At 67.4% G+C, this 19,239-nt stretch carries 15 protein-coding genes and 1 tRNA gene; 7 read left to right on the plus strand and 9 right to left on the minus strand.

Annotated elements, in window-relative coordinates; all coding sequences use genetic code 11:
• The first annotated feature begins 35 nt into the window (after nt 1-35).
• Both ACN0RC_RS06980 and ACN0RC_RS06985 read left to right on the plus strand, forming a co-directional pair.
• Nucleotides 36-677, plus strand: coding sequence for an NADPH-dependent F420 reductase (locus ACN0RC_RS06980; protein WP_417510151.1), 642 nt, complete (start codon nt 36-38; stop codon nt 675-677).
• Between the two features lie 110 nt (nt 678-787).
• Nucleotides 788-1,657, plus strand: coding sequence for a sulfurtransferase (locus ACN0RC_RS06985; RefSeq protein ID WP_417510153.1), 870 nt, complete (start codon nt 788-790; stop codon nt 1,655-1,657).
• Between the two features lie 10 nt (nt 1,658-1,667).
• Here the strand turns inward: ACN0RC_RS06985 and ACN0RC_RS06990 are convergent, their stop codons facing one another.
• A complete protein-coding gene (locus ACN0RC_RS06990; protein WP_417510155.1) occupies nt 1,668-2,504 on the minus strand; it encodes an SDR family NAD(P)-dependent oxidoreductase in 837 nt (278 codons plus the stop codon).
• A 122-nt stretch (nt 2,505-2,626) separates the two neighbouring features.
• On the opposite strand from ACN0RC_RS06990, the gene ACN0RC_RS06995 reads away from it, so the two are divergent.
• The 4 genes from ACN0RC_RS06995 to ACN0RC_RS07010 all read left to right on the plus strand — a co-directional run bounded on the left by ACN0RC_RS06995 (nt 2,627) and on the right by ACN0RC_RS07010 (nt 6,035).
• Complete coding sequence (locus ACN0RC_RS06995) at nt 2,627-3,187, plus strand: asparagine synthase (protein WP_417510157.1); 561 nt, start codon at nt 2,627-2,629, stop codon at nt 3,185-3,187.
• Between the two features lie 74 nt (nt 3,188-3,261).
• A tRNA-Arg gene (locus ACN0RC_RS07000) sits at nt 3,262-3,334 on the plus strand.
• Between the two features lie 92 nt (nt 3,335-3,426).
• Nucleotides 3,427-4,923, plus strand: coding sequence for an L-serine ammonia-lyase, iron-sulfur-dependent, subunit alpha (locus tag ACN0RC_RS07005; RefSeq protein ID WP_417510159.1), 1,497 nt, complete (start codon nt 3,427-3,429; stop codon nt 4,921-4,923).
• Nucleotides 4,924-5,039: 116 nt separating this feature from the next.
• A complete protein-coding gene (locus ACN0RC_RS07010; RefSeq protein ID WP_417510160.1) occupies nt 5,040-6,035 on the plus strand; it encodes an ABC transporter substrate-binding protein in 996 nt (331 codons plus the stop codon).
• Between the two features lie 118 nt (nt 6,036-6,153).
• On the opposite strand, the gene ACN0RC_RS07015 is transcribed toward ACN0RC_RS07010, so the two are convergent.
• The 6 genes from ACN0RC_RS07015 to ACN0RC_RS07040 all read right to left on the minus strand — a co-directional run bounded on the left by ACN0RC_RS07015 (nt 6,154) and on the right by ACN0RC_RS07040 (nt 14,068).
• Nucleotides 6,154-7,089, minus strand: a complete 936-nt coding sequence (locus ACN0RC_RS07015; protein WP_417510162.1) for a LysR substrate-binding domain-containing protein — start codon at nt 7,087-7,089, stop codon at nt 6,154-6,156.
• Between the two features lie 57 nt (nt 7,090-7,146).
• Nucleotides 7,147-8,010, minus strand: coding sequence for an ABC transporter ATP-binding protein (locus tag ACN0RC_RS07020; RefSeq protein WP_417510164.1), 864 nt, complete (start codon nt 8,008-8,010; stop codon nt 7,147-7,149).
• Nucleotides 8,007-9,725: a dipeptide/oligopeptide/nickel ABC transporter permease/ATP-binding protein gene (locus ACN0RC_RS07025; RefSeq protein ID WP_417510166.1), complete on the minus strand. Its 1,719-nt coding sequence runs from the start codon at nt 9,723-9,725 to the stop codon at nt 8,007-8,009. Before ACN0RC_RS07025 ends, ACN0RC_RS07020 begins: the two co-directional genes overlap by 4 nt.
• Nucleotides 9,722-10,663, minus strand: coding sequence for an ABC transporter permease (locus ACN0RC_RS07030; protein ID WP_417510168.1), 942 nt, complete (start codon nt 10,661-10,663; stop codon nt 9,722-9,724). Before ACN0RC_RS07030 ends, ACN0RC_RS07025 begins: the two co-directional genes overlap by 4 nt.
• A gap of 51 nt (nt 10,664-10,714) precedes the next feature.
• On the minus strand, nt 10,715-12,262 hold the full coding sequence (locus ACN0RC_RS07035; RefSeq protein WP_417510170.1) for an ABC transporter substrate-binding protein: 1,548 nt from the start codon (nt 12,260-12,262) through the stop codon (nt 10,715-10,717).
• A 63-nt stretch (nt 12,263-12,325) separates the two neighbouring features.
• Entirely contained in the window at nt 12,326-14,068 is a 1,743-nt protein-coding gene (locus ACN0RC_RS07040) for a CocE/NonD family hydrolase (RefSeq protein ID WP_417510172.1), read from the minus strand.
• A 166-nt stretch (nt 14,069-14,234) separates the two neighbouring features.
• Between ACN0RC_RS07040 and ACN0RC_RS07045 the strand changes: the two genes are divergently transcribed.
• Complete coding sequence (locus ACN0RC_RS07045; protein WP_417510173.1) at nt 14,235-14,705, plus strand: DUF3237 domain-containing protein; 471 nt, start codon at nt 14,235-14,237, stop codon at nt 14,703-14,705.
• A gap of 25 nt (nt 14,706-14,730) precedes the next feature.
• Here ACN0RC_RS07045 and hrpB read toward each other — a convergent pair whose 3' ends face one another.
• Both hrpB and ACN0RC_RS07055 read right to left on the minus strand, forming a co-directional pair.
• The gene (gene hrpB / locus ACN0RC_RS07050) at nt 14,731-17,340 is read right to left on the minus strand and encodes an ATP-dependent helicase HrpB (RefSeq protein ID WP_417510175.1); all 2,610 of its coding nucleotides are present in this window, start codon (nt 17,338-17,340) and stop codon (nt 14,731-14,733) included.
• Between the two features lie 203 nt (nt 17,341-17,543).
• Complete coding sequence (locus ACN0RC_RS07055) at nt 17,544-19,175, minus strand: SPFH domain-containing protein (RefSeq protein ID WP_417510177.1); 1,632 nt, start codon at nt 19,173-19,175, stop codon at nt 17,544-17,546.
• Nucleotides 19,176-19,239: the final 64 nt, after the last annotated feature.

The raw sequence follows: 19,239 nt of genomic DNA on the forward strand, positions 1-19,239 counted from the left end.
CGGAATATCCGGGCGCGGTGCACGTTGTCTCCACTATGACAACTTTCGGAATCATCGGCGCAGGACACATCGGCAGCCAGGTCGCGCGTGCGGCTCTCGCACACGGGCACCAGGTCGTGATCTCGAACTCGCGAGGCCCAGAGACCCTGAGCGATCTCATCGCAGAGCTCGGACCGAACGCGCGTGCGGCGACGGCAGCTGAGGCGGGCGCGGCGGGGGATGTGGTCGTGGTGACCGTGCCGTTGCGCGCCCTCGATCAGGTTCCGGTCGAGCCGCTTGCCGGCAAGATCGTGCTCGACACGAACAACTACTATTTCGAGCGCGATGGGCACATCTCAGCCCTTGACGAGGGCGAGACGACGACCTCGCAGATGCTGCAGGAGCACCTGCCCGCATCCAAGGTCGCCAAGGCCTTCAACCACATCAGATCCGGCGACATCACCACCGATGGTCTGCCCGCTGGCGCCGAGAACCGCCGCGCTCTCGCGACGGCGAGCGACTTCGATGACGCTGCGGCCTTCGTCACCTCGTTCTACGACGAGATCGGATTCGACACCGTGAACATCGGTCCGCTCAGCGAGTCGTGGCGGGTCGAGCGCGACCGCCCCGCGTACGTGGTGCGTCAGAATTCCGCCGAGCTGACGGAGAATCTCGCCAAGGCGAACCGCCTGCCCTGACCTCATGCAACCGAGGCGAGCGGGTCGCGCGTTACCTTGAATGTCGCTCCGTTAACGCGCGTGTCGTGAGTGCGTGGCGGGAGGCCGCAAAAGCCCGGATGCTGGGATGCATGAGCCATCTGGTCAGTGCGGTGCAGCTGCAGCAGCTGCAGATCGACGCTGAACATGGCGTTGGCGCTCCGGTGCGGTTGCTGGATGTGCGCTGGCGGCTCGACCGTCCGCAGGGGCGACCCGAGTACGTTCGGGCCCATCTACCGGGTGCGGTCTATGTGGATCTCGAACACGAGCTCTCCCGCCGAGGGCAGCCACAGGACGGTCAGCATCCGCTTCCCGCGCTCGAGGACCTGCAGCACGCGGCCCGCAGCTGGGGGATCGATGACGGCGACATCGTCGTCGCATACGACGACAACAGCAGTGTGCCGGCGGCGCGGCTGTGGTGGCTCCTCAGCGGCAACGGCATCGATGCCAGGGTGCTCGACGGCGGCATCCGGGCGTGGGCAGGGGAAGGACTTTCCATCGAACAAGGCGATGTGCTGCCTGCGTTCGGCAGGGTGACGCTCGTCCCCGACAATCAGGCCGCGCTCACGATCGATGACGTCGAAGACTTCGCTCGTCGCGGAGTGCTTCTGGATGTGCGCACGCCCGAGCAGTACAGCGGAGCGCGCACGGTCGGCGCACCGGTCGGCGGGCACATTCCGGGCGCCGTGAATCTGCCTGCGCTGGCGACGCTCGATGGAGCGGGGCACTTCAGGTCCCCTGTCGCGATGCGGCGCATCTTCGCCGCGGTGGGAGTGCACGCGCAGTCCGACGTCGCCGTGTACTGCGGGTCAGGAGTTGCGGCAATGCACATGGCGCTCGCGCTTGCTCATGCCGGAATTCGCGCCCGGGTGTACCCGGGTTCGTGGAGCCAGTGGTCCAACACCAGAGGGCGCTCCGTCGCCGAGGGCATTCTTCCCGCGGGCAGGGTCAGCACGATCTGAACGCGTCGCTCTAGCTGATCGGCGTCGTCGTATCCGTGGCTTGGCGCAGCGCCGTGCGCATCGCGCGCCAGTACCGCGCGGGGGCGATCCGCACGATGGTGTCGACGAGGCGTGCTTCGCGCCCGATGAAGGCGCGCGCACGGCGACGCTCGGTGGCGCGGATGATCTGCGCCGCCGCGTCCTCTGGCTCGGTGTGGTACATCGCAGCTTGCGCGGACGCGGCTCGTGCCGCGACCGCCGGGTCGATCGAGGCGGCATAGCGGCCGTGCAGCACGATGCCGGTGCGCACGCCGGCCGGGTGGATGATGCCGACGCTGACCGAAGCGTCTTCCAGCTCGTGGCGGAGAGCTTCGGAGAAACCGCGCACAGCGAACTTGCTCATCGAATAGGGGATGCGCCCCGCAGGGGCAGCGAGCGCGTAGAGGCTGCCGAGATGGCTGATGTGTGCGGCGGGTGCTCGCCGGAGCGCGGGCATCAGAGCCTTGGTGATCGAGACGGTTCCCCAGAGGTTCACGTCGACCAGCCAGCGCATCTCTTCCATAGTGAGCTGATCGAGAGTGCCGAGCATTGATGACCCGGCGCATGTGATCAGCGCGTTGATGCTCGGGTGGACCGCGGTGATCTCCGCAGCCGCTGCGAAGACGGCGTCGTCATCGCGGAGGTCGACGACGTGTGCGCTGATCGTTCCGGGAAGCTCATCCGTGAGCGAGTTCAGCGCCTCGGCGTCGCGATCGATCAGGGCGAGATGCGCACCCTGAGCGGCGAGCTGGCGGGCGATCGATGCGCCCATGCCGCTGGCGGCGCCGGTGATCACGGTGGTGTGGCCGGCAAGGGTGAGCCGTCGCATCCATCCTCCTTGCAGCGTTCGGGTAGCGCTGCGCGTATCGACAGGCCGGGATACCTGTCGGATTCTATTGTGACCGACAATGGTGTCGTTGGGGAACGATACGATCTGGGAAGGAGGTTCTGGTGGGACGAACTGCGGATGCCATCGCTGAGGGTGTCGCGATCGCCACTGCTGCCGCGCGCCTGGTGGTGAAGAACCAGATCCTCGTCGGGACGATCGCCAGGGGCGGGGTCTTCGACGCAGAGAAGTATCGCGATGTGGCCCGTCAGGCACTGCTCGCGATGTCCGCAGAATCCGAGCAGGCGGCAGAGAACGTCATCCGACTGCGCAAGCGTGCGCGGGGCCGCCACTCCGATCCCGCTGGCACCCACGACTACCGTGATCGAGATGTGCGGAACCTGCGCCGTCGCGCCAAGCAGTCCGCCGGTGTCGCCGAGCGGCTGACGGCCATGGCAGATGATCCCGCGCAGTTGGAGTCCCTCGTCGAAGACGCTCGCTCCGCCGCATGGGGTGACGTACGAGGAAACCTTGATCGACGCCTCGTTGTAGAAGGCATGCGTCCGGACCAGGACCCCGATTACGCCACGATGCGAGAGGCCCGGATGCAGGCTCTTCGCCTGGTCGATCTGCAGGCGCTTTCGTCGCAGCAGCGGGCGAAGCGCAAGCGCGAAACGGCGTCCTGACGCTCGTTTCGCGTTCCGGTCGTTCGTCATGTATTCTTGCTGAGGCCCGTTTGAACGGAACTGGCCGAGAGAATGCGCCACTAGCTCAATGGATAGAGCATCTGACTACGGATCAGAAGGTTAGGGGTTCGAGTCCCTTGTGGCGCACACTGTGTTGAGACAGTAGTGAACCCCCGCCGCGAAAGCGGCGGGGGTTTTTCGTTCCCGCTCGTTCGCGCCGCACAGCGTAGCCTGGTGGTGTGACTGCGTACGTCTCGGCCTTCGACCTGTTCTCCATCGGGGTGGGTCCGTCGAGCTCGCACACCGTCGGTCCGATGCGGGCAGCGCTCGACTTCTCGCGGCGTCTGGCCGCAGACACAGCCCTCGACGACGTCACTCGGGTGACCTGCACGCTGTACGGATCGCTCGGCGCCACCGGCATCGGCCACGGCACACCGGATGCTGTGGTCGCTGGCCTGCGCGGACTCGAGCCCGAGACATGCGACCCCGCCGACGTGCGCGGTGCATGGACGTCGTATCCCGAGGGGGAGAGCCTGGTCGTGGCTGGCGTTCACACCGTGCCCTTCACCAAAGACGATATCGAGTTCGCTCCGCGCACACGGCTGCCGGGGCATCCGAACGCCATGACCTTGCGCGCGCATGCGGCCGACAGCTCGACGCTCGTCGAGCACACCTACTACTCGATCGGCGGAGGCTTCATCCGCCGAGACGGCGAAGAGGCGCAGATCGCCGCCGGAGGGTTCCCGCTCAACTATGCCGACGCAGCATCTCTGATCGAGCTCTGCGATGAGCACGGCATCACGATCGCCGACGTCGCTCGGGAGAACGAGATGTCGCTGCGATCAGAGGCCGAAGTAGCCGCAGGTCTCGATGCGATCTGGGACGCGATGGCCGAATGCGTGGACGCGGGGCTGCACGCCGACGGTGTACTCCCCGGCATCCTCAAGGTCAAGCGCCGCGCCGGCGCGCTCCGTGAGCAGCTCGATGGGATCGAAGCCGACGGGTCCGCCGCGATCCCCGGAGAGTGGCTGGGCGCGTTCGCGCTCGCGGTCAATGAGGAGAACGCGGCCGGCGGCCGCGTCGTCACGGCACCCACCAACGGCGCGGCCGGCATCCTCCCCGCGGTCGCGATGTACTGGTGGCGGTTCCTGGCCGACTCCGGACTCGGGGCGGGAAACGCCGTCACCCCTTATGGCGAGCTCGTCGGCAGCGCCCTGCTCGGATTCTCCGGCGCTTCGCCGAAGGCAGCGCGTGGGGCAGATATCGATTCCGCTGCGGTGGCCGAGGCGAACCGTCGCCGCGGCATCCGCCGTTTCTTGCTCACCGCCACCGCGCTCGGGTCGCTGTTCAAGGCGAACGCGTCGATCTCGGGTGCGGAAGGCGGATGCCAGGCAGAGGTGGGGTCTGCCTGCGCCATGGCCGCCGGCGGGCTCACCGCCGTCATGGGCGGCACGACCAGGCAGATCGAGAACGCTGCCGAGATCGCGATGGAACACCACCTCGGGCTCACCTGCGACCCGATCGGCGGGCTCGTGCAGATCCCCTGCATCGAGCGCAACGCGATCGCGGCATCCACCGCCGTGACAGCCGCGCGTCTCGCACTGCGCGGTGACGGCGAGCACTATGTGTCGCTGGATGCTGTCGTCGAGACGATGCGGCAGACCGGCGCCGATATGTCGACCAAGTACAAAGAGACCAGCGAGGGCGGGCTGGCGGTCAACGTCATCGAGTGCTGACGGGATTGACTCGACGAATCGCCGATCCTCGCCGGTGCAGTTCCGCGTAGCGGAACGTTCCTCCTGGCAGGATTGCGTACAGTGGGGGCGACGATGCGGGCAATGACGTCAGCAACGTGGAGGCGCTCGGCGGCGAGGCAGCAGCCGCACAGCTCGACGAGCTCTACGCGGCTGCGAAGGAGTCCGGACAGACGAGCGTGACGATCTACGGCCCGGGCGAGACGGACAAAGCCGCGATGTACGAGATCTTCTCGGAGCGCTTCCCCGGGATCACGGTGAACCCCGTCTATATCCTGGGCCCGGACCTGACCGCGAAGCTCGAGGCGGAGTTCGCCAGCGGTCAGCACGTCGGCGACCTCATCCAGAACGGCGACGCCGGTATCGCCGGCAACCTGCTGGCAGACCAGCTCGAGCCGTTCAAGCCCGTACTGGCCGGTGAGCTGGACGAGGTGGCGTACGGCGAGCCCACAGGAGCCGCCTGGGCGGCGACGGCGGCCACATTCGGGTTCGCCTACAACACGAACCTGCTCAGCGAGGATGAAGCACCTGCCACATGGGACGACCTGCTCGACCCCGCGCTGAAAGGCCAGATGACGTCGGACAACATGACGCGCAACGGTGCGGGCATGGGAACGCTGTCTCACGTGATGTGGGACGGACGACTCGGCGACTCGTGGCTCAGTGACTTCGCTGCGCAGGACATCACCTTCCAGGCATCGACGCCGGCTGCCGGGGCAGCAGTGGCAACCGGCGAATTCGCCGTGCAGCCCGCGTATCCGATGGCGTTCTACCTGCGCGACCGTGCGAGCGGTGCACCGGTGAACTGGGTGCTTCCGGAAGACGGGGTGCACCTGTCGCCGCACTACGTCGCGCTACTGAAGGGTGGGCCGAACTCCGACGCCGCGAAGCTACTGATGGCGTGGCTGTTCACACCGGAAGCGCAGCAGGCATCGGCAGAGCTGGGTTACTACCCGCTGCTCCCAGGCGAGGCTGGTCCCAACGGACTGCCGCCTGCGGATGAGCTGGATCTGCTCAAGCCGATCAGCCTGACCGACGTGCTCGAGGTCCACGCGAAGAATCTCGCCGAGGTCAAGGCCGCATTCGGCGAGTGAGCTGAGCGTCTGGCGGTCGCGGGAGACCGCCGGAACACGCCGTGACAGCATCCATCGGATGCCGTCACGGCGTGTTCTCTCGCCCTCGCGGGTGCGATCGGCGGACGGATTCCTCGCCTCAGTCCGTATAGAGCGATCGAGGAGCGAGCTCGTGCTCGGGCAGCAGCGCGAGCTGCGTGAACGCCGCCGACTTCGCACTCAATGCTCGGCCGCGCGGCCACGCGATGCGCACCTGGCCGGGGAGCGGTGGGGGATTGAGCGGCCGGGTGGCCAACGGGATGCCGTCGTAGGTGAGGTCGTGGCGGGGGCGCTGGATGTACAAGCCGTAGCCGAGCCCTGCGGCGACCAGCGACCTGCCCAACTCGAAGTGCGACACCCGGTACTTCACGTTCGGCACGATTCCCATGGACGCGTAGTAGTCGGCGATATCCTCCTCGCTGGGAGGCGTGGTCATCATCACCATGGGCTCGTCCGCGAGGTCTCTGGCATCGATGACGGACTGCCGTGCGAGCGGGTGGTCGATCGGGAGCACTGCGTGCATGCGCGTCTCGTAGAGCTGCCGGCCATCCAGCCGAGGATCGGTGTGCAGGCGATACGAGATGATGAGGTCCAGTCGGCCGGACATCACGCGCTCGATCAGCACGTCCGTCGATTCGATCTCGATGTCGACCTGAACGTCGGGATGATCGGCGGTGAAGCGGCTGATGAGCTTCGGGAGCACCGTCGGGGCGAGCGAACCGAAGCATCCGACCGACAGCACACCGCTCAGCCGGTGGGGATGCGCGACCGACTCGAGGTCTTCGACCTGGGTAAGCACGCCGAGGCTGGATTCGAGCACGGTCCGACCGGCTGCGGTGAGCTCGATGCCCTGCGATTTGTGACGCACGCACAGCTGGGTTCCGAGACCGCTCTCGAGGTCATCGAGAGCACCGGCGATCGTCGATCGCGAGACGTGCAACTGCTCGGCTGCGGCTGCGAGGGAACCGGTCGCAGCGATCGCCCGGAAGTACTCGAGCTGCCGCAGCGTCACTCGACTCATCGCGGTTCTCGCCATGAGCCCGAGTTTAGGTGCTCACACCGGCGATCCGCGCGTGGGGAACCCGGTCGCCCCTCATACGTCATCGGCCTCGAGCGCTTGCCACGCTGCGCGGCGCTCGCGCTGGAGCACCGGATCCGGCACCGGGGCTGCCGCCAGCAGTTTGCGCGTATACGGATGCTCCGGGCTCTCGCACACCGCCTCGGCTGGCCCGTCTTCGACGATCTCGCCACCGCGTAGTACGCACGCCCGGTGGGCGAAGTCGCGCACCACGGCGAGGTCATGCGTGATGAAGAGATACGACACCTGCAGGTCGGATTGCAGTTCCCGCAGGAGCGTCAGCACCGCGGCCTGCGTGGTGACATCCAGGGCGCTCGTCGGTTCATCGCACACGATCAGGCGCGGGCGCAACGCGACGGCACGGGCGATCGCGATGCGCTGGCGCTGGCCGCCGCTGAAGGCTCCCGGCAGGCGGTCAGCCGCGTCAGCCGGCAGGTTCACCTGAGCGAGCAGCGCTCGTATCCGGCTGTGCGCTTCTGCCTTCGATGCCCCGCTCGCCCGTAACGGCTCGGCCAGAGTGCTCCCGATACTGAGTGAGGGGTTGAGCGAGCCGTACGGGTTCTGGAAAACCGCCTGCAGATCGACGGCCATCGCTCGGCGCTCGCCGCCGCGCATCTGCAGCACATCTCGCCCATCGACGCGGATGGTTCCGCTGTCGGGGCTCACGAGTCCGAGCACGGCGTTTCCGATCGTGGATTTCCCAGACCCGGACTCGCCGACCAGGGCCACGGTCTCGCCCACGCCGATCGTGAACGACACATCGCGTACGACCGGAACCCGTGGGGCTCGCCGCCTGCGCGCGGCGTACGACACCGACAGGTTCTCGACGGCGAGAGCAGGCGCCACCTCGGTCGTGGGCACGGTTTCCGTCGGCATCATCGCGCACCTACCAGGGACGGGGTGCTGCTCAGGAGCGCACGTGTGTACGGATGCTGGGGGTTCGCGAAGAGCGGTTCGACGTCGGCGGACTCGACGATCCTCCCGTGCTCCATCACGATCGCCCGATCGCAGATATCCGCGACTACGCCAAGATCATGGGTGACGAGCAGAACAGCGAGCCCTCGGGAGTCTCGCAGCTCACGGAGCAGACCGAGGATGCCGGCTTGAACCGTGACATCGAGCGCGGTCGTCGGTTCGTCGGCGATCAGAACGTCGGGGTCTCCGGCGAGCGCCAGCGCGATGACGACGCGCTGGGCCATGCCGCCGGAAAGCTCGAACGGGTACCGCTTCAGCACGTCCGCAGGATTCGGCAGGTGCACACTCTGGAGCAGTTCGAGCGCTCGAGCTCGGCGGGCGGCGCGGCCTCGGACCGTGCTCCGGAGAACTTCGTTGAGTTGGCTGCCGATGGTGAAGAGCGGGTCGAGCGCCACCATGGGCTCCTGCGAGATGAGCCCGATGCGGTGTCCTCGAATCGGCGCGAACAGGCGATCATCGCCGTTGGCGACATCGACGCCGTCGAGCAGGATCTCGCCTTGCGATACCCACGCGGTACCGGGGAGCAGACCCATGATCGCGAGCGAGGTGATGGTCTTGCCGCTGCCCGATTCGCCGACGAGACCGATGATCTCGCCGCGCTCCACCTGGAACGAGACTGCTTCCACCACTGGGTCGGGGCGGGAATCGAACGTGATGTGCAGATCGCGCACCGTGATGAGGGCGGATGCCTCGTCCGCGGCGGATCCTTCGCTGCGCGTCGCCGGAGGCGCGGTGACGCGCTTGCGCCGCACGTTCACCGCCAGCGGAGTCCGCCGCTGGGCGTCGGCATCGCGCAGGCCGTCTCCGACCAGTGCGAAGGCGAGCCCCACGATCGTGATCGTCGCACCGGAGACGAAGAGCAACCAGCCGGCCTGAGCCAGGTTGCCTGCGGCCTCGCCGACCAGACCTCCCCAGCTCGGGGCGGGAGGAATGACGCCGAGGTTGAGGAACCCGAGGCCGGTCTGCACGGCGAGGACTGTGACCGCGAAGAGAGAGGCCTGGATGATCACCGGGCTGACGACGCCGGGGAGAACGTGCCGGACGAGAATCACGAGGGCGCGCAGGCCCGAGACCTTCGCAGCTGAGACGTAGAGTTCACCGCGGATCTTCATGACCTCCGCGCGTGTGACGCGCACGAGGCTGCCCGCACCCAGAGCTCCCAGCATCACCATCGCCGGCATCAACTGCTGCTGGAAGATGGCAAGCACGGCGAGGATGAGGACCACACCGGGGACGGACATCAGGATGTCTGCCAGCGCGCTGATCGCGGCATCCGCCCATCCGCGGAAATATCCCGCGAGCAGGCCGAGCGCGACGCCCACGAAGGTGAACACGAGAACGGCGACGAGGACCCCGGTCAGTGTCGGCTGACCGCCCCAGATCAGCCGGCTCAGGACATCGCGCCCCAGAGTGTCGGTGCCCAGAAGGTGCTCCGCGCTCGGGCCCTGAAGACGCTCGGACAGGGACTGCTTCAGAGGATCCTGCGGTGCGATCCACGGAGCGAGCGCAGCGGCGAGCGAGACGACGACGATGATCGCGAGGGAGACAGCGGCGACCGGTTGCTTCAGCAGCGAGGGGGTCCGCGCGGGACGCCGGGTCTGGATCGGTTGGGTGGTCATGAGACGCGCACCTTCGGATTGAGCAGCCCGTAGCTGATATCGACGAGCAGGTTGACGATGATCGTGATGACGGTGAAGGCCAGAGCGACGCCTTGGATCACGGGTAGATCCTGGCGGGCTGTGGCGGAGACGGCGAGCGAGCCCAACCCGGGAAGCACGAAGACGTTCTCGACGAGGACGGTGCCAGACAGCGCGCCGACGAAGATCACGCCGAGCACGGTGACCAGGGTCACCGAAGAACTGCGCAGCGAGTGCTTCCAGATGAGGAGGCCGCGCGAGACTCCTGCCGCGCGGAGAGTGCGCACGTACTCCATGGACATGGCATTTGCGACGCCGTCGCGGACCACCTTGGTGACCGTGGCGATTCCGCCGAGCGAGAGAGCGGCGACCGGCAGGATCAGGCTCTGCACCCACATCTCCGGTGAGATCTCGAACGGCACGTACCCCGTGGCGGGCAGCCACGTGAGCGAGACGGCGAAGACCGACACCAGCACGAGTCCCACCCAGAAGTTCGGCAGTGCCGCACCGACGAGCGATGCGATATCGGTCAGTCGGGCGATGAACGGGCCGCCGGTGGCGCTGACCACGCCGAGCAGCGTTCCGATCAGTACCGACACGGCAGTCGTCGCGACGATGAGAGACAGCGAAACAGGCAGGCGTTCGAAGATCGAATCGATGACCTGCTGGCCGGTGAAGATCGACTGACCGAGGTCGCCGTGCAGCAGCCCCGAGAGGTAGATCCCGTACTGCGCGAGGATCGGCTGATCCAGGTTGAGTTCAGCGCGCAACGCGGCGAGCTGCTCCGGTGTTGCGCTCGGTCCGAGGAGTGAGAGCGCGGGGTCGCCGGGGATGAAGCTCTGCAGGAAGAATGTGATGAACGAGACGATCAACAGCAGCGGGATCGCCAGCAGAAGTCTTCGGATGATGAGTGTCGTCATGATCTGCAATCAAGGAGGAGGCGGCACCGTCGCCGGTGCCGCCTGAACTGATTAGGGGTTGACCCAGGCTGAAACAGGAGCGAGGCCACCTGTCGTGCCGATGAATCCGATCTCCACGACGTCGGTGTTGTACAGGTAGATCGCGTCCAACGACGAGACCGAGATCGCGAGCGCCTGTTCGAGGATGATGCGGTTCATCTCCTTCGCGGCGGATTCGATCTCGTCAGCGGGAGCGGTCGCCAGCGCGGTGAATCCCTCGTTGACGGCCGGGTCCGAGACCTGGAACGTGTTCATTACGGCGTCAGGAGTCCAGGCGAACTGCGTCGACGTGTACATGTCGCCGGCGCTCGTCAGCAGGGTGGAGGCGTACTGACCGGACACCAGGTCGTTGACCCAGCTGCCGAAGTCGGGCTCGGGCTTGAGGTCGAGCGTGACGCCGACCTCGGCGAGCTGCGACGCCATCGCCTGACCGACGATCGTGTCGGAGGGAGAGTACGACAGGTACGTTCCCGAGATCGTCAGGTTCTCAACGCCGGCATCCGCCAACAGCTGCTTCGCCTTCGCCGGGTCGTAGGGGTAGAACGAATCCAGGGACGCATCGAATCCGTACTCGGGGCCGCCGTCGATCACCGGCTGGGTCGTCGCCGTTCCGTATTCGCCGTAAGCGGCTTCCGTGATGGCTTCGCGGTCGATCGCGTAGTTGAGCGCCTGCCGCACCCGGACGTCGGCGAGCTCAGGGATGAGCGTGCCGTCGCGGTCCATCAGGAACAGGTTCATGATCTGCGACGGTGCTTCGATCTGAGCGATGCCCGCGGTGTCGACGGTGCCAGCGATGGAGGCGTCACCGATGATCACATCGACCTGCCCGGTCTTGAGGGCCTGCACCTGCTGGGTGGTATTCGAGATCACCTTGAGCACGATCTTGTCCCACTGCACTGCATCCTGATCCCAGTAGTGCTCGTTGGGAACGTAGGTGTACGTGTCACCGTTCACCGTCGATTTGGTGTCGAGCACATACTGGCCTGCACCGTAGGTGTTCGACGCGCGGGCCGACTCGTCCGCGATGCCGGCGGGGCTGATCGGGGCCCCGCCGAGCATATCGGCGGTGAGCAGAGACGGGATGAGCGGCGTCGGCTGCGAGGCGGTGATGTGCACCGTCAGGTCATCGACGGCCTCGAATGTGAGCGGCGCGTACATCGCCCGGCTCGGACCCGTCGTCGTCTCGGTGAAGTAGGTGAGCGAGGCCGCGGCCTCCGTGGCGGTGAGCGGGGTGCCGTCGGCGAACTTCAGGTCGCTGCGCAGCGTGAACTCGAAGTCGGTGTTGCCGTCGCCGACGTATCCGAACTCCGCGGCGAGCCCGGCGACATAGGAGCCGTCGGGGTCGCGCTCGAGGATGCCCGCGTAGGCCGGCGTCTCGTACCAGGTACCGGGGGCTCCTCCGGCGGCCTTGAGCGTGTCGAGGCTCACCGGTGCAGTGGGCACCGCGATGGTCAGGATGTCGTCATCGCTTGCGGTGGCACCTCCGCCGGCTGAGCAGCCGGTGAGCGTGGCGGCGGCGACGATGCCGGCCGTGAGCAGTGCGAATGCTGTTCTCTTCATGGCGCGTGTCTTTCTCTCGGGTCGGTCGGGATTGCGTGATGCGTGATGTGTGCGGGACGGCGGTCAGTGCGGTGGATCTGCGGCGATGGCCCGCGGCAGGTCGATGCGCGAGGCCTGCGCGCCGCCGAGGTGCACGGTGTGAGTGGCAGGGCGCGCGTAATCGGCGCTGAACGGATCCGCCACGACGTGTCGGTTGACGTCCCAGCGGGGGCTCGAACTCCAGGTGACATCGACTCGTGCGCGGTGTCCGGGCGCGAAGGTGTGCATCGCAGCCCAGAGGTCCACCCGGACGGATGCGGTCATGCCGGCCGGGACCGGCCGGATCTCGCCGCGCCCGGTGTCGGGGTCGATATCGCGCGCGCTCAGCCGCACGATGCCGTCGGCGACCGGGATGCTCGATCCATCCGGATGCTCGTCGCACAGCCGCACGACGATGTCGGCGTCGTCGCCCGAGGTGGAGAAGGCGATCTCTGCGGCGACGGGACCTGCGACCGGATAGGCCTCGGTGAAGGGGGCTGACCGGAACGAAACGACGTCGTCGCGCGTGTAGAGCGGACGCTGGTCGAAGGGACCCGCGACGTACGGCGGTGCCAGCAGGGTCGGCCCGCCGATGGTCGGCACCGGGTCGATCGGGTCGGCGACGAAGTCGGTGCGCCCGGCTGCCGGAACGGCCTGGGTGAGCGCACCGCGCTCGCCGAGGTACCAGGACTCGACCTCGTGGGCGGGCGGGAAGCTCTCCAGTGCGCACCACGATGCGGTGCCGGTATCGAAGGCGAATACCGCCGGCATCCGATTCTCGTCGCGCGAGCGCAGGATGCTGTCGTACCAGGCCAGATGCCAGTCGGTCAGGCTGCCCGTGCCGCCGATGTCCTTTGACGAGCCGGTCGCGCTGTAGTCGACATCGCCGATCCGTCCGCTCTGGTCGATGTGCGACCACGGGCCGACGAGGAGCGCAGGGGCGGGGCCCTCGCCGCGCTCCGCCCGCGCGACGAGGCTGCGGTGGTGCGCGAGAGTCGAGCCGAGGAAGACGTCGTACCAGCCGCCGATCAGGAACGCGGGAGCGTCCATCCGGTCGTACGCGGCGTGTATTTTGTGCAGGTCGTGGGCGTCGGAGTCGTGCGGTTCGGCGAGTTGACGCAGCATCCAATCGACCATCGGGTCGCCCTGCGGGATCTGAGACCAGGATGCTGCGCGGAACAGCGTCTGGTCGGTGAAAGCCGCGAGCACAGCGGCGTGGGCGGTTTCGGCCTCGACGCGTTCGGCATCCGCCAGACGGGCGATGCGGTCGTCGGAAGCAGCGAGTGCCCAGCCGACCATGCTGCCGAACTCGCGTGCCCCGCCGCGGTAGCGGAAGCCGTCGAAACTGCTGTGCGCGGGAGAGAGCGCGGGCGCCATGGCGCGGAGCGCGGGAGCCCCTTCGCTCTTCGCACTCCACTGGACTTCCGCCGTGTACGACGCGCCCCACATGCCCACCGAGCCGTCGCACCAGTCGAGGTCCGCCACCCAGGCGACGGCGTCGGCGCCGTCTCGCGCTTCGTTCGCCGACGGGCTGAACTCGCCGTCGGACCGGTAGCGACCGCGCACATCCTGAACGACGACGCCGTAGCCGCTCGCAACGAGCCGTGCGATGTCGACGTACTCGGACCCTGGTACCTGCGACTTGTCGTAGGGCGTGCGATGCAGCAACGCGGGAACGGGGGAGTCGGTCTTCGGCAGGTAGACGTCCGCGCGCAGCACGGTGCCGTCGCGCAGGACGCACTCGACGTCAAGAGTGATGAGTGGTGCGTCATCGAGCTGCCTGATCATCGTCGACCTTTCGGATCTGCTTCGTTGCGATTCGGCATTCCCGCTCATGACGGGATGCTCGCCCAGTTTCGTGCGGCGACCTGACGCGGTCAAACCGTCTTTATCGGCTTGGGATGCCGGTTATTCCGTGCACCGCGCCGGGGGTGACTCTGGCAACATCGTCGACGTGACAGTTACGCCGCACGCGCCTTCGCTGACCTTCTTCGCACGCCTTGAAGTCGAGGTCGCCGATCCGATCGACCTCGGCATCGTGTCCGGTGCGCATCGTCGTATCGTGCCGATCAACGGGGGGACCGTTCATGGACCCTCGATCACGGGAACGGTCCTGCCCGGTGGCGCTGATTTCCAGGTGCTGCACGAGGATGCTCGTCAGACGCTCGAGGCGAAATACGCATTCGTCACGGATGACGGTGTTCGCATCTACGTCGAGAATCAGGGGATCCGTACGGGATCCGCAGCCGATCTGGCCTTGCTCGCGCAGGGCGAGACGGTAGATCCGGCGCGCATCTACTTCCGTTCGTATCCGCAGTTCTCGGCACCGGCGGGACCCTGGGCGTGGCTCGGTTCGCGCTTGTTCGTCGGCACCGGGGAGCGGCACCCCGATCGGGTGTGCCTCAACGTGTTCGTCATCGACTGAACGAGTCGGTCTACTCGGGTGCGGTCTATCCGCGTGCGGCGCGTTTCGTCGTGTGCCGCGTCGGCGCAGCCTGCCAGGGATCCTCCGGCCACGGATGCTTGGGATACCTGCCGCGCATCTCCGCGCGCACCTGCGTGTAGGGCCCCGACCAGAACGAGGCGAGGTCATCCGTCACCGCGAGCGGGCGCGCGGCGGGGGAGAGCAGGTGAAATAGTACCGGGACGCGTCCGCCGACGAGCCGCGGCGTCTCTGCCCATCCGAAACACTCCTGCAGTTTGACGGCCACGACGGGGCGTGCGGTCGCGTCGTCCAGCGGCGGGTAGGTGATGCGCACGCGCGATCCGCTGGGGACCTCGAGCCGCTCCGGGGCGAGTGAGTCGAAATCGGATGCCGCAGGCCACGGCAGCAGTCGCCTCAGCGCCTGGGCGAGATCGACGCGGGCCGCCGGCTGACCGCCGGCGAGAGCATCGAGTTCCGGTCCGAGCCAGGTCTCGAGGTCATCGAGCAGCGCTGAGTCGGAGACATTCGGCCAGGGCGATCCGAGTACGCGGTGCAGCAGCGCAAGTCGGCGGCGCAGCTCGTCTGCGGCATCCGACCAGGTGAAGACGTCCAGGCCATTGCGGTTGAGCGCGCGGCGCACGGCGGCCCGCCCGCCCTCATCGGCCTGCGCGCGCACCGGGACGGACGTCTGGACGATCGCTCCGACGCGGCGCTCGCGGCGCGCTGTGACGCGTCCACCGGTGAATTCCACCTCGACACGGTCAGTGCGAAGATGACTTGCCGCAAGCTCGGCCTGCTCTTCGGAGATCGCTGCGGCGGCGCGGATGACCGCCCCGGTGCCTGCTGCCGCGCGTCCCTGCGCGCGCGTGACATCGGCGACCGCGAGCCATTCCGCGTCGGCGAGGGGGCCGGTGATTCCCGCGCGGGTTCCCGAGGCCAGCAAGAAGGTTGCGCCTCCTGCCGTGCGCTCCGCACGCCGTGCGATCCGTTCGGGGAAAGCGAGAGCGACGATCAGGCCGACGTCGTCGGTGCTCGTGCGGTTGCTCGTGGCGGTGCTCGTACCGGTGCTTGTGCGGGTGCTCGCTCCAGTGCGGTCATCGTTCGCGAACGACGCGTTGCGCAGTAGGCGGGCGACCTCCTGTGTCCAGCGGCGCGAGTCCGGCATCCGGCGGTTGCGCAGCTCGACGAGAGTCGATGCGATATCGCCGCCGGTGACACGGATGTCGCCACCGATCAGTGCGACGACCTCGGCGGCGAACCGTGCGCCGACGAGGGGCGTGCCGTCGCGCAACGCGCGAGCGAGTCGGGGATCGGTGGGGATGCGGGCGAGCTCTCGCCCCTCATCGGTCGCGCGCCCTTCGTCGTCAATCGCCCCGATGCCGTGCAGCACAGCGGTGGCATCGCTCAGACTGTCGGCGGGGAGCGGGTCGAGCATCCGCAGTCCCGCGCCGCCGGGCGCTCCCCAACAGGCCAGCAGCAGGGCCGCGTCGGTGAGATCTGCGGTCGCGATCTCGGGAGCCGGACGCGCGGGAGCGGCCGCGAAAGTGCGCTCGTCGACGCAGCGGATGACGATTCCAGGGCCCTGCCTGGTCGCTCGGCCCGCCCGCTGGATCGCCGAGGCCCGTGAGGTGGGTACGGTGACCAGTCCGGTCATGCCGCGGGCGGCATCGCGCTGCGGAGCGCGGGAGAGACAGGTGTCGACGACCATCCGGACGCCGGGCACGGTCAGAGACGATTCGGCCAGCGAGGTCGTGACGATGATGCGAGGCGTGTCGGTCGGCGCACGCCCGCTGATGACAGCATCCTGATCGCGCGCAGGCATCTGCCCATGCAGCTCGCGGACATCGAAATCGCGGGCAGCTGTGCGGATGCGCTGAGCGATCTCGGCGACCTCACGCGCACCCGGCGCGAACACGAGGACGTCGGCCGCAGGGTCTGCGCCGGTCAGCTCTCGGGCAGCGGATGCCGCGACGCCGGCGACATGATCGAGAAAGCCCCAGGTGACGCCGCGCTCATCGAGCCGCGGATTCGGGCTGGGCGCCCAGCGTTCCTTGAGCGGATGCTGCGGCACGGTCTGCGTGACGATCGGGGCGGGCTCATCGGTGCCAAGGACAGCGGCGACCTTCTCGGCGTCCAGCGTCGCGGACATCGCGACGAGCGTGAGGTCATCGCGGAGCTCGCGTACCTCGGTGAGTAGCCCGATCAGCAGGTCGGTCTCGAGGGCGCGCTCATGCACCTCATCGATGATGACCGCGTCGACCCCGTCGAGCCCAGGGTCGCTGAGCAGGCGCCGCAGCAGCACGCCGGCGGTGACGAATTCGATCTGCGTCTCTCGGCTGACGGAGCGCTCGCCGCGGACGGTGAAGCCGATCCGGGTGCCGAGCTCGGAGTCGTCGAGCTGTGCGAGCCGGCGGGCGGCGGCACGGGCGGCAACCCGCCGGGGCTGGGTGACGATCACACGACCGTGCACGCGGTTCGCGAGCACTGGAGGTGCGAGCGTGGTCTTTCCGGTGCCGGGAGGCGCGCTGATGACCACGGTCGGGCTTCGGTCGAGCGCAGAGTCGAGATCGCCGAGCGCGGCAGCGAAGACGAGGCCTGCGCCGATCTCGGCGATATCGAACGGGATGCTGCTCACTTCTCTATCTTCGCCTCTCGCCGCGACCAGGTGGTGTGTGCGGTGCGTGATGCGGGGTGGTGTGCGGCGCCAGGCGAGATGAAAACGGCCGGTTATGCGCGCTCATATCCGGCGCAAAGCAACTGGCATGAGTGGTGACTGGGTACGACCGGGTACGAAGAAGGGGTGGAGGGGGACGAATCCGCGTCGACGCCTTCTGGGGGTTACTCCGCGGCGGCGTCTGTCGCGGGAGGTGTGGAAGCCGGTGCGGTGGCCCTCGGCTTCGGCGCCTTCGCCGGCTTCGAGGCTGCGGGCTGCGCGTGGGTGTTGGTCTGGGCGCCCGCGATGCCATCGCCGATGCCGCGGCCGACTGCCTGGCCCTGGATGATGGCGGCGAGATCGAGACCCGTTGCCGAGCTGACGCTGTCGAAGACTGACTTCAACGCCTTCGCGTTGTCGGCACCAACGACGTTCGATGCGCCGTCTTCGCCGGAGCTGCCGATGATCGACACGTTGCCGATCGTGGCGTAGCCCTTGGCGAACTCGCTCATGATCGACGGCAGCACATCGAGTACGCGCTGCGAGAGGAAGGCTTCCTGGTTCGAAGCGATGGCCTTCGCCTCTGCTTCAGTCGCGGCAGCGCGAGCTTCGCCCTCGGCGCGAATGGCATCGGCTTCGGCGTTCGCGCGCAGGCGGCGTGCTTCTGCCTCGGCGTCGGCGAGAGCACGCAGTGCATTCGCTTCACCCGTCGCCTTCGATTCGGCTGCGGCGGCCTCACCGGCGGCGCGGGCGCGGTCGGCCTCAGCCTGCTGCTCGGCAATACGGGTGCGCGCCTCAGCCTGCTTGACCTGCTCGATCGCGGCGGCCTCAGCGGCACGCTCGCGGGTGTAGAGGTCGGCCTGGGCGCGGGTCTCGGATTCGTACCGCTGTGCGTCGGCGACGCGCTTGACGTCGGCATCCAGCTGGGCCTGGCGGTTCTCGGCGTTCTGCTGCAGAACGGCCTGCTCGGCCTGGGCGCGGGCGAGGTGTTCGGCCTGCTCAGCCTCGGCGCGGGCGCGGCCGATGCCAGCGTTCGCATTCGCGGTGTTCGTGTCGAGAGCTGTCTGCTCGACCAGGTTCGACTCCTGGTTGGCGATGATCTTCTGGTTGATCGCGCGGTCAGCGTTCGTCTGCGAGATCTCTGCCGACTGACGCTTCGACTGGATCTCCGGCGCACCGAGTGACTGGATGTAACCGACCGCGTCGGTGATGCCCTTGATCTGGAAGGAGTCGAGGATCAGCCCCTGCTCGGCGAGCTCCTGTGAGACGTCAGCGGCGATCTGGTCAGAGAACTTCTTGCGCTCGCGCATGAGCTCGACGACCGAGAGCGTCGCGACGATGCCGCGGAGTGCACCCTCGAGCTGCTCGGTGGTGAACTGTTCGATCGCGGCATCCTGCGAGGCGAAGCGCTCTGCGGCGCGGCGGACATACAGCGGGTCGGAGCCGATCTTCACGATCGCCACACCATCGACGTTGAGCGTCACGCTGTCGAGTGACTGTGCTTCGGCGTTCAGCGACACCTGACGAGAGCGCAACGAAATGATCTCGTGACGCTGCGTGATCGGGTTGACGAGCGATTTGCCGTTGACGATGACGGTCACAGGCGAGTCGACGCTCTCAGAACTGCTCGTGCCATCGGCGTTGACGATTGCGCGCTGCACCCTCTGTTTGCGCCCTGAGATGACCAGCGCTTCGTCAGCGCGGGCGACCTTGATCCAGCTGCGTGCGAACAGCAGCACGATCAACCCGACCACGATCAGGACGACGACAGCGATGCCGACGAGAATCAGAATGCCGATAGCTCCGGCGATCTCCATGTAAGTTTCCCCCTCCGGTAGTCCGCTCGTGCGCGGACTGCACACACGACTATGCCAGAGATGG

The organism is Microbacterium sp., assembly GCF_048259935.1.
Taxonomy (GTDB): domain Bacteria; phylum Actinomycetota; class Actinomycetes; order Actinomycetales; family Microbacteriaceae; genus Microbacterium.

Excerpts from the sequence above, each read along its gene's own strand:
- ACN0RC_RS07030 (WP_417510168.1), bottom strand. The coding sequence starts at position 10,663 with ATGACGACACTCATCATCCGAAGACTTCTGCTGGCGATCCCGCTGCTG.
- ACN0RC_RS06985 (WP_417510153.1), top strand. The coding sequence starts at position 788 with ATGAGCCATCTGGTCAGTGCGGTGCAGCTGCAGCAGCTGCAGATCGAC.
- ACN0RC_RS06980 (WP_417510151.1), top strand. The coding sequence starts at position 36 with ATGACAACTTTCGGAATCATCGGCGCAGGACACATCGGCAGCCAGGTC.
- ACN0RC_RS07055 (WP_417510177.1), bottom strand. The coding sequence starts at position 19,175 with ATGGAGATCGCCGGAGCTATCGGCATTCTGATTCTCGTCGGCATCGCT.
- ACN0RC_RS06990 (WP_417510155.1), bottom strand. The coding sequence starts at position 2,504 with ATGCGACGGCTCACCCTTGCCGGCCACACCACCGTGATCACCGGCGCC.
- ACN0RC_RS07035 (WP_417510170.1), bottom strand. The coding sequence starts at position 12,262 with ATGAAGAGAACAGCATTCGCACTGCTCACGGCCGGCATCGTCGCCGCC.
- ACN0RC_RS07040 (WP_417510172.1), bottom strand. The coding sequence starts at position 14,068 with ATGATCAGGCAGCTCGATGACGCACCACTCATCACTCTTGACGTCGAG.
- ACN0RC_RS07020 (WP_417510164.1), bottom strand. The coding sequence starts at position 8,010 with ATGATGCCGACGGAAACCGTGCCCACGACCGAGGTGGCGCCTGCTCTC.
- ACN0RC_RS07025 (WP_417510166.1), bottom strand. The coding sequence starts at position 9,725 with ATGACCACCCAACCGATCCAGACCCGGCGTCCCGCGCGGACCCCCTCG.
- ACN0RC_RS07015 (WP_417510162.1), bottom strand. The coding sequence starts at position 7,089 with ATGGCGAGAACCGCGATGAGTCGAGTGACGCTGCGGCAGCTCGAGTAC.